Genomic DNA, 12,838 nt, shown 5'->3' with positions numbered 1-12,838 from the left:
CCAAAAACTAGACTCGTCAGTATGGTTTTTTCCACCGGACCCCTACAGCCGAGGAGGCGTCATGCCCGTGGCAGCAGGTCGGCGGGACGATGTCGAGGAACTGGACGCGCGCTTCCAGGAGCGCCGCAAGCAGGTCCCCGTGCTCGCGCAGCGCGCCGAGGCGGAGGGCATCGCGGCGATCCGGTCCCCCGAGGACATGGTCCCGCTGCTCTTCCCGCACACCACCTACAAGAGCTATCCGGAGTCGCTGGTCGCCAAGGGCCGGTGGGCGCAGATGAACCGCTGGCTGGACTCGCTGTCCACGTACCGGGTCGAGAACGTGGACGTGTCCGGCGTCGAGGACGTCGACGGCTGGATCGCCCGGCTGGAGGCCGCCGGGCATCTCGCTTCCAGCTCCAGCGGCACGAGCGGCAAGAACTCCTTCCTCAACAAGACCGAGCGGGACCGCGACGTCTCGCTGCGGAACTTCGTCGACTGCCTGACGGCGCTCGGCATGCCGCCCGAGCCCACCTGGCACGTCCTGCCCCTCGGCCCGCCGACCAGCGTCACCGCCCACCGGGTCTTCCGCGACATGGTCGTCGGCGCGTACCACCGGCCCGACGGCATCACGGTCGCCGAGAAGGCCGCGCCGGAGGGCCACCACCGCTACATGGCGCGGCTCACCGCGATGCGGCGGGCCATGGCGGACGGCACCGCGCGGCCCGACGAGGTCGCCGCCTTCGAGGAGGAGGCGGCACGGCGGCAGGCCGAGGTGACCGAGCGCCTGGACCGGATCGCGGAGCAGATCATCGCGCACCGCGCGGAACGCATGTTCTTCACCACGACGTTCCCGCTGGCCTTCCGGCTCTGCGAGGCCCTGGCGGAGCGCGGCCTCGCCGAGGGCGACCTCACCGGGGACAACGCGCTGAGCTCCGGAGGCGGCCTGAAGGGCCTGGCGCTCCCGCCGGACTACCTGTCGCGCATCTCCCGAACCCTGAACGTCGCGCCCGAGCGGCTCCTGCACTACTACTCGATGCAGGAGCTGAACGTCCGGATGCCGAAGTGCCCGGAGGGCCGCTACCACGTCCCGCCGCAGCTCACGCTGTTCGTGCTGGACCGCGATGGCGAGTCGTTCGCGGAGGTTTCGGACGGCCAGGTGGAGGGCCGCGCCGCCTTCTTCGACATGACCGTCGACGGGCGGTGGGGCGGCACGATCTCCGGCGACCGGATCCGCGCCGACCTCACCGGCTGCCCGTGCGGACGCCCCGGCCCCACCGTGTTCGACGAGATCACCCGGTACTCCGACCTGCCGGACGGCGACAAGATCACGTGCGCCGGCACCATCGACGCCTACGTCCGCGGCTTCATCGACGCCTGAGGAGCGGGTCATGAGCACGAGCACCACGGCCGGCGCGCGGACGAGGATCCCCGTGCCGCACTTCGTCCGGGGCCGCCTGGTCTGGGGCGAGGACGCCGAGTACATGTCGCGGGACTTCGGCGTCCCGTTCGCCACGCCCGCGCTGCGGCTGGACGAGCTGTTCGAGCCACGGACGCGGCCGGGCCCCGCCTTCGACGTCCCGATCTCGGAGATCATCGACCTGCTGGTGGAGACGGGGCGGCGGTTCGTCCTCGAGACGAACCCGTACCTGCAGGAGTCGCTGGAGATGACGCTGCGGGTCAGCCCGCTGCCGCGGCGCGTCGTCGAGAACACCTACCGGCGTCCCGGCCAGTTCCTGACCAGGGAGGCGCTGGAGTACCGGCTGCGCCGGACGTTCGGGAGCCTGGACGTCCTGGACGGCTGGGTGGAGCACACCGACCCGGCCGGCAACGTCAGCCGGGTGCGGGCGTTCCCGCCTCGCCTGGTGCACATGCTCGCGGGCAACTCCCCGAGCGGCGCGATGATGTCGGTCGCCGACGCCGCGCTGGTCAAGGCGGTCAACGTGTTCAAGATGCCGTCGGGCGACCCGTTCACGACGGTCGCGGTCCTGCGCACCATGGCCGACATCGCGCCGGACCACCCGGTGCTCCGCTCCATGTCGGCGGTGTACTGGCGGGGCGGCGACGCGCGGGTCGAGAACGCCCTGTACCGGTCGCAGTACTTCGACAAGCTGGTCGCCTGGGGCGGCGGCGAGGCGATCGCCAACGCCGCGAAGTACGTCGCCCCGGGCTTCCAGCTGATCTCGTTCGACCCGAAGGTGTCGATGGCGGTCGTCGGCCGGGAGGCATTCGCGTCGCAGGAGCGGCTGCGGGAGGCGGCCGACCTCGCGGCCGCCGACGCGACCGTCTACAACCAGGACGCCTGCGTGGCGCCCCGGCAGATCTTCGTCGAGGGCACCCTCGACCAGGTCGACCGCTTCTGCGCGCTGCTGTGCGAGCGGATGGGGGTGGACCGGGAGTTCGGCTCCGCGGTCGGCCCGCGGCCGCCCGCCGACATCCGCGAGGCCGTCGAGGGGCTGCGCTTCCTGGAGCCGGACTACCGGGTCTGGGGCGACCACGACGGCCGGGGCCTCGTCGTGCGCTCCCCCGAGCCGGTCGACTTCCACCCGACGAACAAGACGGTCAACGTCGTGCCGGTGATGGACGTGCTCGACGCCGCCGGGCACGCGACCGTGGCGACCCAGACCGTCGGCGTCTACCCGGCGCACCTGAAGGCCGAGCTGCGCGACCGGCTCGCCACCGCCGGCGTCCAGCGGGTGGTGAAGCTCGGCAGCGCGCTCAAGAGCAGCCTCGGCAACCCGCACGACGCGATGTACCCGCTGCACCGGATGGTCCACTGGGTGGTCGACGACGATGCCTGAGCCCGGACGGGAGGCGGGCATGCGGTACCGGCTGCTCGGCCGTTCCGGCATGCGGGTCAGCGAGCTGTGCCTCGGCACCATGACGTTCGGCTCCGGCGGCCGGACGGCCGGTGCCGACGAGGACGCGTGCCGCGCCATCTACGCCGCGTACCGGGCGGCGGGCGGGAACTTCGTCGACACCGCCGGCGTCTACTCCGGCGGCGAGAGCGAGACGATCGTCGGCCGGCTGATCGCCGCCGAGCGCGACGCGGTGGTGGTCGCGACCAAGTTCGCGCTGCCGGCCGGCGGCGACGCAAACTCCGGCGGCGGCCACCGCAAGAGCATGCGCCGCAGCGTCGAGACGAGCCTGCGGCGGCTCGGCACCGACCACGTCGACCTGCTGTGGGTGCACGCGTGGGATCAGTGCACGCCGGCCGAGGAGACCCTGCGCGGGCTCGACGACCTCGTCCGGGCGGGCAAGGTCCTGGCGATCGGCGTCAGCAACACGCCCGCGTGGGTGATCGCCCGGTCGCAGGCCATCGCCGAGCTGCGCGGCTGGAGCGCCTTCTGCGCGCTGCAGGTGGAGTACTCGCTGGCCGCCCGCACGGTGGAGCGCGAGCTCCTGCCGATGGCGGCGTCGCTCGGGCTGGCCGTGAGCGGATGGAGCCCGCTCGCGCGCGGCCTCCTCGCAGGCAAGGAGCCGGGCGCCCGGGCGAAGGCGCTGTACCCGGGGCTGCGGCGGGCGGTGGACGCCGCAGTGGCCGTGGCGGCGGAGATCGGCACCACGACCGCGCGCGTCGCGCTCGCCTGGCTGCTGAGGCAGGGCGTCACGCCGGTGCTGGGCGCCAGCAGGCCCGCGCAGATCCGCGACAACCTCGGCGCGCCGGACGTCCGGCTGGACGGCGAGCAGGCGGCGCGGCTGGACGAGGCCACCCGCGTCGACCTCGGATACCCGCACGACTTCCTCCGCGCGCGGTGCCCGACCCTCGCGATCCCCGATGGAGAATTGCGTTCTCTATGACAGAGAAGCTAGATTCCATGTATGGCGCACGACCATGGCTTCCATCCGGTCCGGGTCACCCGGGTCATCGACGAGACGGCCGACGCGCGGACCTACGCGCTCGACGCGCCGTTCTCCTACCGCGCGGGCCAGTTCCTCACGTTCAAGGCCTGCGGGACCCTGCGCAGCTACTCGATGTCCAGCTCGCCGGACACCGACACCGAGCTGCGGACGACGGTGAAGCGGGTGCCGGGCGGCCTGGTCTCCAACTGGATGCTCGACAACCTCCGGCCCGGCGACCTGGTCGAGGTCACCCGCCCGGCGGGCGCGTTCTGCCTGCGCGAGACCGCGGCCCCGCTGGTGGCGTTCTGCGGGGGCAGCGGCATCACGCCGATCGCGTCCCTCGTCAAGAGCGCGCTGGCCACCACCGAACGGCGCGTCCGGGTGCTGGCGGCCGACCGGGACGGCGGCTCGGTCATCTTCGGGGACGAGCTCGCCGAGCTGGCGGGCCGGCATCCCGGGCGCTTCGAGATCGAGCGCCACCTCGACGCCGAGCGCGGCCTCGTCACCGGCGACCGGGTCCGCGCCTTCACCGGCGCCGACCAGGACGCCGACTTCTACATCTGCGGCCCGGCGCCGTTCATGGACCTCGTGGAGAGCACCCTGCTGTCGCTGGGCGTGGAGGAAGGCCGCATCTTCATCGAGCGGTTCACCGCTGCGGACGAGGCGCCGGCGGGCCCGGAGAAGGAGGGCACGGTCACGATCTCCCAGGGCGGCAAGAAGAAGACCGTCCCGCAGCGCGCCGGCGAGACGCTGCTCCAAAGCGCGCGCAGAGCCGGGCTGGTGCCGCCGTTCTCCTGCGAGGCGGGCAACTGCGCCACGTGCATGGCCCAGGTCACCGAAGGAGAGGCCAAGATGCGCGTCAACAACGCGCTGGAGGACGACGAGGTCGCCGAAGGCTGGGTCCTCACCTGCCAGGGCGAGCCGACGACCGAGCACGTCACCGTCGTCTACGAGGACTGACATGGGCGTTCGCCACCAGCACTGGATCGGCGGCCGACCCGCGGAACCGGCGGACGGCGGCTACCTCCCCACCGTCGACCCCTCGACGCGGCTGCCGGGCGACGAGATCGCCGCGGGCTCGGCCGCCGACGCGGACCGCGCCGTGACGGCGGCGGCCGCCGCGCAACCGGGCTGGGCAGAACGGTCCGGCGCGGAGCGCGCCGAGGTGCTGCACCGCGTCGCCGGCGCCATCGAAAGCGGCGCCGAAGAGCTCATGGAAGTGGAGCGGGCGTGCACCGGGAAGACCGAGGGCCAGCTCCGCATGGAGGTCGGCATGTCGGCCGACTACTTCCGCTACTACGCCGGGATCCTGCGCGCCCACCACGGCCGCACCATCGACCTCGGCGCCGGGAACCACGCCTACACGCGGCTCGAACCGTACGGCGTCGTCGCGGCGATCACCCCGTGGAACCTGCCCCTGAACCAGGCGTGCCGGGCGCTCGCCCCGGCGCTGGCCGCCGGGAACGCGGTGGTCGCCAAGCCGTCGGAGTTCACCTCGGTGTCGACGCTGTGCCTGGCCCGCCTCGCCTGCGAGGCCGGGCTCCCGGACGGGCTGCTGAACGTGGTGACGGGCACCGGCCCGGACGCCGGCACGCCGCTCGCCGCCCATCCCGGAGTGCGGCGCGTGACCTTCACCGGCTCGGTCGCCACCGGACGTCTCCTGGCCGGGATCGCCGCCGACCGGCTCGTCCCGATGACGCTCGAACTCGGCGGCAAGTCGCCGCTGCTGGTGTTCGCCGACGCCGACACCGACCGGGCGATCGCCGCGGTGGTGTCGGCGGTCGCGTTCAACGCCGGGCAGGTGTGCTCCGCCACGACCCGCCTCCTCGTCGAGGCGCCCGCCCATGACGCGGTGGTCGCCGGTGTCGTGGAGGCGGTCGAGCGGCTCCGGCCGGGCGCCGACTTCGGGCCGATGATCACCGAGGCGCAGTTCCGCAAGGTCCTGGAGCACTTCGACGACGCGAAGCGCCAGGGCGCGGTTCCGGTCACCGGCGGGTCCGCCTACGACGACGGGCCCGGGGCGAGCGGACGGTTCATCCGTCCGACCGTCTACGCCGGGGTGGCACCCGACCTCAGGATCGCCCGCGAGGAGGTGTTTGGGCCCGTCCTCGTCACGATGCCGTTCGCGGACGAAGCCGAGGCGGTCGCGCTCGCCAACGACACCGACTACGGGCTCGTCGCGGCGGTCTGGAGCGGCGACGCCGCCCGCGGGCTGCGGGTCGCCGAGCGGATCGACGCGGGGCAGGTGGCGGTGAACGGCGGCGCGCTCGGCATCGAGACGCCGTTCGGCGGCTTCAAGGCCAGCGGATACGGACGGGAGAAGGGCATCGAGGCCCTCCACGAGTACGCCCAGACCAAGACGATCAGCCTGTCCCTGCGCCCCTGAGGGCTCCGCCCCGGAGAGGACCCCATGGAAGAGAGCGAGAAGCTGAGCGCGGCGCGCGCGGTGCGCCGCGCCGTGCTCGGCGACGCCTACGTCGACGGCTCGGCCGCCGATCCCGACCCGGTCACCGCGGACTTCCAGGACTACGTGACGGCGGTGGCGTGGGGCGCGTGGGCGCGGGGCGGCGCCCTGACCAACCGCGACCGGAGCCTGCTGGTGCTGGCGATGACCGCCGCGCTCGGGCGGATGGAGGAGTTCCGCCTGCACGCGGGCAGCGCGCACCGCGCGGGCGTGACCGACGCGGAGATCGACGAGCTCCTGTTCCAGGTCACCGGCTACTGCGGCGCCCCCGCAGGCGTCGCCGCGCGGAGGAGCGTCAAGCAGGTCCGCGCGGAACGCGAGCGGGCCGCGCGGGACGGGGCGGGACGGTGACGGCCGTCGGGTTCGTGGGCCTCGGCAACATGGGCGCCGCACTGGCCGCCAACCTCGTCGGAGCGGGCCTGGCGGTCGTCGCGCACGACGCCGCCGGGCCGGAGCGCTGCCCGCCGGGCGCGACCCATGTCGGCGACGCCGGGCAGATCGCCGAGAAGACCGACGTCGTGGTGTTCAGCCTGCCGGACGGGACGGCCTCCGAGCAGGTGGCCCGGGAGATCGCCGGGACGCCCGGCCGCCGCGCCGCCCACGTCGTCGACACCTCCACGATCGGGGTGAGCGCCGCCCGTGACGTCGCCGCGCTGCTGGCGGAGAGCGGGATCGGCTACGTCGACGCGCCCGTGTCGGGCGGTGTCGCGGGAGCCCGCGCCCGCACGCTCGCGGTCATGTACAGCGGTACGGACGAGTCCTGCGAGCGCGTCGAGCCGGTCCTCGCCGGGCTGAGCGACCGCCGCCACCGCGTCGGCGACCGGCCGGGGCTCGCGCAGGCCCTGAAGCTGGCGAACAACTTCCTGTCGGCGACCGCGCTCGCCGCGACCAGCGAGGCGGTCGCGTTCGGCGTGGCGGCCGGGCTCGACATGGGCACGATGCTCACCGTGCTCAACGCGGCGAGCGGCCGCAGCGCCGCGACCAGCGACAAGTTTCCCGAGCACGTGCTCACCGGCCGCTACGCGTCCGGGTTCACCAACTCCCTCATGAGCAAGGACGTCCGCCTCTACCTGCGCTCCGTGGAGGATCAGGGCGGCCCCACCGCGGTCGGCGCGGTGACGGCGTCGATCTGGGAGCGGTTCGCCGACGCCGAGCCCGGCGCGGACTTCACGCGCATCTTCCCCTTCGTCCAACACCCGTGAGGTGCCGATGCGGTTCATCTTCCACTATCCCGAGACCGGCGGGCTCGACGGCGACGTCCTCGACGCCGGGCCGCTGCGCGACGTGGCGGCCGCGGCGGAGCGCGCCGGCTTCGACGGGCTGTCGCTCAGCGAGCATCCGGTGCCGGGCGCCCGGTGGCTGGCGTCGGGCGGGCACCAGACGCTCGATCCGTTCGTCGCGCTCGGGTACGTCGCCGCGGCGACCGAGCGGCTGCGGCTGCTCACCCATCTGGCCGTCGCGCCCTACCGCAACCCGTTCCTGCTCGCCAAGGCCGCCGCGACGCTCGACAAGCTCTCGGGCGGCCGGCTGATCCTCGGGCTCGGCACCGGCTACCAGAAGAGCGAGTTCCACGCCCTCGGCGTCGACATCGACGAGCGCAACGCCCTGTTCGACGAGACGCTGGACGTGCTCCCGCTGCACTGGAGCGGCGAGCCGTTCGGCTACCAGGGCCGGCATTTCAGCGCCCGCGACGTCATCGCGCGGCCCCGCCCCGTCCAGGACCCGATCCCGATCTGGATCGGCGGGAACTCCCGGCTCAGCCGCCGCCGCGTCGCGGAGCGGGCGCAGGGCTGGATGCCGATGACCGGCGGCGCGCAGCTGAGCACCACCGCCCGCACCCCCGCCCTCGGCACGCTCGACGAGCTGGCCGTGGCCGTGTCCGAGATGCGGGAGGCGGCGGCCGCGGCCGGCCGCGACGACCGCATCGACGTGCTGCACTCCTACCAGGGCCCGGGGATCGAGACGCCCGCCGCCGACGCGGACCGGCACCGGGAGGCGCTCGGCGAGATCGAGAAGGCGGGCGTCACCTGGGTGCTGGTGTCGAGCCGGACCGCCTCGCTACCGGCCACGCTGGAGTTCCTGGACTCGTTCGGCGCCACCTATCTGCGGGACGGGCGGTAGCCGGATGGGCTGGTTCGAGGAACGCGGCGGCCTCGCCGGCACCGTCGCGGTGATCACGGGCGGTGCGGGTGGCCTCGGCGAGGCCGTCACGGCGGATCTGGCCGCCAACGGCGTCCGCCCCGCGGTGCTCGACGTCGACGGCGACGCGGTCACCGCGCTGCGAAGCTCGCTGGAGGAGCAGGGCCGCGACGCGATCGTCCGGCAGGGCGACGTCCGCGACCCCGACGCGCTCGCCGCGCTGTTCGCGGCCGTGGACGACCGCTGGGGACGCCTCGACACCCTCGTCAACGTCGTCGGCGGGACGTTCCGGGCGCCCTTCACCGACACCACGCCGAAGGGCTGGGACGCCCTGCTGCGCGCGAACCTGACGCACGTCCTGCACGCCTGCTCGCTCGCCGCCGGGCGGATGCGGGCGGGCGGTCGCGGCGGCAGCATCGTCAACATCACGACCATCGAGGCGCACCGGGCCGCGCCCGGTTTCGCGGTCTACGCGGCGGCGAAGGCCGCGGTCGAGCAGTTCGGGCGGACGCTCGCCGTCGAGCTGGCACCGGACGGCATCCGGGTCAACAACGTCGCGCCCGACTACGCACCGACGGCGAGCCTCGCGAAGCTGTCGGCGGGCGACCACGCCCTGTCCGACCCGGCCGGGATCCGCGTCGCGTTCCCCATGGGACGGGTGGGCCGGGCCGCCGACGTCTCGGGGTGCGTGGTGTTCCTCGCCTCGGGCCTGTCGGCTTATGTCACCGGGAGCACCCTGCACCCGGACGGCGGCACCCACGCGTCCTCCGGCTGGTTCAACTGGCCCGGGACGGGATGGGCGAACCATGTGCCGATGCCGGTGCTGGAGAAGTTGGCGCCGGAGGGCTGACCGCACGCCGCCGTTCAGGCGCCGGGCGCGCGTCCGTGGCGTTCCTTGAGGACCCGGCGCAGCACCTTGCCCGACGGCAGGCGCGGGATCTCCTCGACGAGCACGACCTCCTTCGGCCGCTTGTAGGAGGCCAGCCGGTCGCCCACCAGCGCGATCAGCTCGGCGGGCTCGACCGGCTCGGCGGACTCGGCCGGGGCGACCGCCGCGACGACCGCCTCGCCGTCCGCCGCGTCCGGGATCCCGTACACGGCGCAGTCGGCGACGCCGGGATGGCCGTGCAGCACGGCCTCGACCTCGGCGGGCGCGACCTGGAACCCGCGCACCTTGATCATTTCCTTGGCGCGGTCGGTGAGGCGGACCCAGCCGTCGGCGTCGATGTGGCCGACGTCGCCGGTGCGGTACCAGCCGTCGTCGAAGGCGGCCGCGGTCGCGTCCGCGGGCAGGTAGCCGGCCATGAGCGACGCCGACCGTGCCTGGATCTCGCCGGTCTCCCCCGGCCCGGCCACCGCGCCGGTCTCCAGCGACACCACCCGCAGCGTCACCCCCGGTGCGGCGCGTCCCACGCTGTCGAGGCGCGCGCCGCGGACGGGATTGCAGGCGATGACGGGCAGCTCGCTCGCGCCGTAGGCGGGCACCCAGCCGACGCCCGCCCGCCGAGTCACGGTCTCGGCGACCTCCGGGGTCACCGGTGTCGCGCCCCACATGATGTAGCGCAGCGACGACAGGTCGAACGACTCCAGCTTCGGGTGCGACGCGATCGCCAGCGCGATCGGCGCGACGGCCATCTCCACGGTGATGCGGTCGGCCTCGATGGTGCGCAGCAGCACGTCCAGGTCGAAGCGGCGGTGCAGCCGCATCCAGGCGCCGGTCCCCAGCGCCGTCTCGATGTTGAGCAGGCCGAGGATGTGCGAGGGTGGCGTGGCGATCTGGATCCGGTCCCGCCCGGTCAGCTCCAGCGTCGCGCGCCAGTCCCGGACGGCGGCGCGGAACGAGGCGTGCGTGTGCCGGACGGCCTTCGGCAGGCCGGTCGTCCCGGAGCTGAACACCAGGACGGCGTCGGCGCCGGGCGCGGGCTCGGGGAAGGTCGCGGACGACGGCTCGATCGGCTCCTCGTCCAGGTGCAGCATCGGCATGAGCTCGGCGAGGAGCGGGTGGTCGCCCACCGCGTGCGCCGGCTCGGTGATCTTCAGGGCGTGCTCGACCTCGCCGCGCCTCCAGGCGGGACTGAACAGCACGACCGCCGCCCCGAGCCGCCAGATCGCCCGGACGGCGACGACGAACTCGGGCCGGTTCGAGCACATGAGCGCGACGCGGTCGCCGGGCCGCACGGCCCGCCTCGCCAGCGTCATGGCCAGCCCGCCGGCGAGCGCGTCGAGCCGCGCGGCGCTGTACTCGCGCTCCTCGAAGGCGAGCGCTGCCCGCTCGCCCGCGTCGCCGCGCGTTGACCGGCCGCTCATGTGACCGAGGGCGTGTTCGCCGGGTCGCCGTGCTCCCCGAGCCGGGGCGGCGCGCCGTAGCGGGGCTCGTATCCGGCGACCTTGATCGGGCTGCCGACCAGCCGGTACTCCCCCGCCTTCACGATGACGTCGGGGGCGGCCAGCAGCGCCTCCGGCAGCGTCCGGACGGCGGCGGCCGGGATGCCGAGGGGGCGCAGCCGGGCCTCCCAGCCCGCGGCGGTGTCCGTGGCGAGGACGCCCGTCACCACGGCGAGGACCTCCTCGCGCCGGGCCACCCGCTCCGCCATCGTCGGGAAACCCTCGACGCCCGTCTCACCGCAGAACGCCTTCCAGAAGCCGTCATGCGTGATGAACAGCGCGAGATGTCCGTCGGCGGTCGGGAAGAGCTGTGCCGGGACGTAGTACGAGTGCGCCCCGAACGGCAGACGGCGCGGCTCGGCGCCCTCGTTGAGGTAGGCGGACGCGCGGTAGTTGAGCTGGGACAGCATCACGTCGCGCAGCGACACCTCCACCTGACCACCGCGTCCCGACACGATCTGGGCGAGCAGCCCCAGCGCGGCGGTCAGCCCCGCCGAGTTGTCGGCCGACGAGTAGCCCGGCAGCGTCGGCGGCCCGGACGGGTCGCCGGTCAGCGCGGCGACCCCGGTCGCGGCCTGGACGACGTAGTCGAAGGCGGGATGGTCGCCGGCGTGCAGGCCGAAGCCGGTGAGCGCGACGCAGACGATCCGCTCGTTGTGGCGGCGCAGCGCCTCGTAGGTGAGCCCGAGCCGGTGGATCGCGGACGGCTTGAGGTTGACCAGCAGCGCGTGCGCCTCGGCGACCAGTTCGCCCAGCCGGGCCTGCCCGTCCTCGGCGGTCAGGTCCAGCCGGACGCTGCGCTTGCCGCGGTTGAGGCTGGCGAAGTAGGCGTCGCTCACCTGCCGCGACAGGTCCCCGCCCGGTGGCTCGATCTTGGTGACCTCGGCGCCGAGGTCGGCGAGCATCATCGTGGCGTAGGGGCCGGCGAGGATGTGGCCGACCTCCAGCACGCGGACGCCCGCCAGCGGCCCCGCGCTCATCTCAGCTCCGCCGCCAGCCCGGCGAGCATCTCCTTGGTCCGTTCCTTGGAGGCGACCAGCTCGTCCCGGCCCTCGCCGATCGGCAGCAGCCGCACCGACAGGTCGGTGACGCCGGCGTCGGCGAACCGGCGCAGCCGCGCCTTGATGGCCGCCTCGTCGCCGGCCGCGCAGATGTCGCCGACGTCGCGGGCGGCGCCGTACTCCAGCAGCCGCTGGTAGTTCGGGGAGATCTCCGCCTCGCCGAGGATGCGGTTGGCGCGCTCGCGCGCCGCGTCCACCTCCGACGGCCTGCACAGGCACACCGGGACGCCCGCGACGATCCGCGGCGCGGGGCGTCCAGCGGCCTCGGCCGCCGCTGTGATGCGCGGGACGACGTGCTCGCCGACGGCCTTCTCGTCCGCCATCCACAGCACCGTCCCGTCGGCCCGCTCCCCCGCGAGCTTCAGCATCACCGGGCCGAGCGCGGCCACCAGCACCGGCAGCGGGCCCACCGGCCCGAGGCCCAGCGGGTTGTGCACCGTGAACGTCTTGTTCTCCACCTCGACCGGGCCCGGCCCGGCGAACGCGGCGTCGAGGACGTCGAGGTAGTCGCGGGTGTACCCGGCGGGCCGCTCGTAGGGCAGCCCGAGCATGTCCCGCACGATCCAGTGGTGGGACGGGCCGACGCCGAGCGCGAGCCGCCCGCCCGTGGCGGCCTGCGCGGACAGCGCCTGCCGCGCCAGCGCGATCGGATGCTGCGCCTGCAGCGGGACCACCGCGGTCCCGATCTCGATCCGGTCCGTCGCCGTGCCCATCAGCGCCACCGCCAGCAGCGCGTCGAAGTCCGTCGGGACCTGCGGCACCCACACGGTGTCCAGCCCGGCGGACTCGGCCCACCGGGCGTCCTCCACCATCCGCTTCGCCTTGCGGGCGGAGTCCCCGCGCTCCGGCCCGCTCATCACACCGATCCGCACGGCTCCTCCAAGTTCGCTGGGGTCAGGTCGACGCGCACGCGGCCGGGTGCCGGCCCGGCCGCGTGCGCCTCCGCGCGCGCCGTGCGCGGAGGGTCAGG

12 protein-coding genes are annotated in these 12,838 nt (G+C 74.0%); 9 read left to right on the top strand and 3 right to left on the bottom strand.

Features of this window, described 5'->3' with window-relative positions; translation table 11 throughout:
- Nucleotides 1-61 precede the first annotated feature (61 nt).
- Genes ABT299_RS29375 through ABT299_RS29335 form a run of 9 tightly spaced genes read left to right on the top strand, consistent with a single transcriptional unit; the run spans nucleotide 62 to nucleotide 9,272 of the window.
- The gene (locus ABT299_RS29375; protein WP_500252680.1) at nucleotides 62-1,357 is read left to right on the top strand and encodes a hypothetical protein; all 1,296 of its coding nucleotides are present in this window, start codon (nucleotides 62-64) and stop codon (nucleotides 1,355-1,357) included.
- A gap of 10 nt (nucleotides 1,358-1,367) precedes the next feature.
- A complete protein-coding gene (locus tag ABT299_RS29370; protein WP_500252679.1) occupies nucleotides 1,368-2,777 on the top strand; it encodes an acyl-CoA reductase in 1,410 nt (469 codons plus the stop codon).
- A complete protein-coding gene (locus ABT299_RS29365) occupies nucleotides 2,770-3,777 on the top strand; it encodes an aldo/keto reductase (protein ID WP_500252678.1) in 1,008 nt (335 codons plus the stop codon). The genes ABT299_RS29370 and ABT299_RS29365 overlap by 8 nt, the downstream gene beginning before the upstream one ends.
- A 21-nt stretch (nucleotides 3,778-3,798) precedes the next feature.
- Nucleotides 3,799-4,779: a 2Fe-2S iron-sulfur cluster-binding protein gene (locus tag ABT299_RS29360; protein WP_500252677.1), complete on the top strand. Its 981-nt coding sequence runs from the start codon at nucleotides 3,799-3,801 to the stop codon at nucleotides 4,777-4,779.
- A 1-nt stretch (nucleotide 4,780) separates the two neighbouring features.
- Nucleotides 4,781-6,205, top strand: coding sequence for an aldehyde dehydrogenase family protein (locus ABT299_RS29355; protein WP_500252676.1), 1,425 nt, complete (start codon nucleotides 4,781-4,783; stop codon nucleotides 6,203-6,205).
- A gap of 24 nt (nucleotides 6,206-6,229) precedes the next feature.
- Entirely contained in the window at nucleotides 6,230-6,634 is a 405-nt protein-coding gene (locus ABT299_RS29350; RefSeq protein ID WP_500252675.1) for a carboxymuconolactone decarboxylase family protein, read from the top strand.
- On the top strand, nucleotides 6,631-7,485 hold the full coding sequence (locus ABT299_RS29345; RefSeq protein WP_500252674.1) for an NAD(P)-dependent oxidoreductase: 855 nt from the start codon (nucleotides 6,631-6,633) through the stop codon (nucleotides 7,483-7,485). The genes ABT299_RS29350 and ABT299_RS29345 overlap by 4 nt, the downstream gene beginning before the upstream one ends.
- 7 nt (nucleotides 7,486-7,492) lie before the next feature.
- Nucleotides 7,493-8,404, top strand: coding sequence for an LLM class F420-dependent oxidoreductase (locus ABT299_RS29340; protein ID WP_500252673.1), 912 nt, complete (start codon nucleotides 7,493-7,495; stop codon nucleotides 8,402-8,404).
- 4 nt (nucleotides 8,405-8,408) lie between these two features.
- Nucleotides 8,409-9,272: an SDR family NAD(P)-dependent oxidoreductase gene (locus ABT299_RS29335; RefSeq protein WP_500252672.1), complete on the top strand. Its 864-nt coding sequence runs from the start codon at nucleotides 8,409-8,411 to the stop codon at nucleotides 9,270-9,272.
- A 14-nt stretch (nucleotides 9,273-9,286) separates the two neighbouring features.
- Here ABT299_RS29335 and ABT299_RS29330 read toward each other — a convergent pair whose 3' ends face one another.
- Genes ABT299_RS29330 through ABT299_RS29320 form a run of 3 tightly spaced genes read right to left on the bottom strand, consistent with a single transcriptional unit; the run spans nucleotide 9,287 to nucleotide 12,740 of the window.
- Nucleotides 9,287-10,729: a class I adenylate-forming enzyme family protein gene (locus ABT299_RS29330; protein WP_500252671.1), complete on the bottom strand. Its 1,443-nt coding sequence runs from the start codon at nucleotides 10,727-10,729 to the stop codon at nucleotides 9,287-9,289.
- On the bottom strand, nucleotides 10,726-11,787 hold the full coding sequence (locus ABT299_RS29325; protein ID WP_500252670.1) for a CaiB/BaiF CoA transferase family protein: 1,062 nt from the start codon (nucleotides 11,785-11,787) through the stop codon (nucleotides 10,726-10,728). The genes ABT299_RS29330 and ABT299_RS29325 overlap by 4 nt, the downstream gene beginning before the upstream one ends.
- Nucleotides 11,784-12,740 carry an LLM class F420-dependent oxidoreductase gene (locus ABT299_RS29320; protein WP_500252669.1) on the bottom strand — a complete coding sequence of 319 codons (957 nt, stop codon included), beginning with the start codon at nucleotides 12,738-12,740 and terminating at the stop codon, nucleotides 11,784-11,786. The genes ABT299_RS29325 and ABT299_RS29320 overlap by 4 nt, the downstream gene beginning before the upstream one ends.
- Between the last annotated feature and the right edge of the window lie 98 nt (nucleotides 12,741-12,838).

Source organism: Spirillospora sp. NPDC000708 (genome assembly GCF_040299565.1).
GTDB lineage: Bacteria > Actinomycetota > Actinomycetes > Streptosporangiales > Streptosporangiaceae > Spirillospora.
Note: the sequence above shows the minus strand (reverse complement) of the source record. Positions and strands in the feature narration are given on the sequence as shown.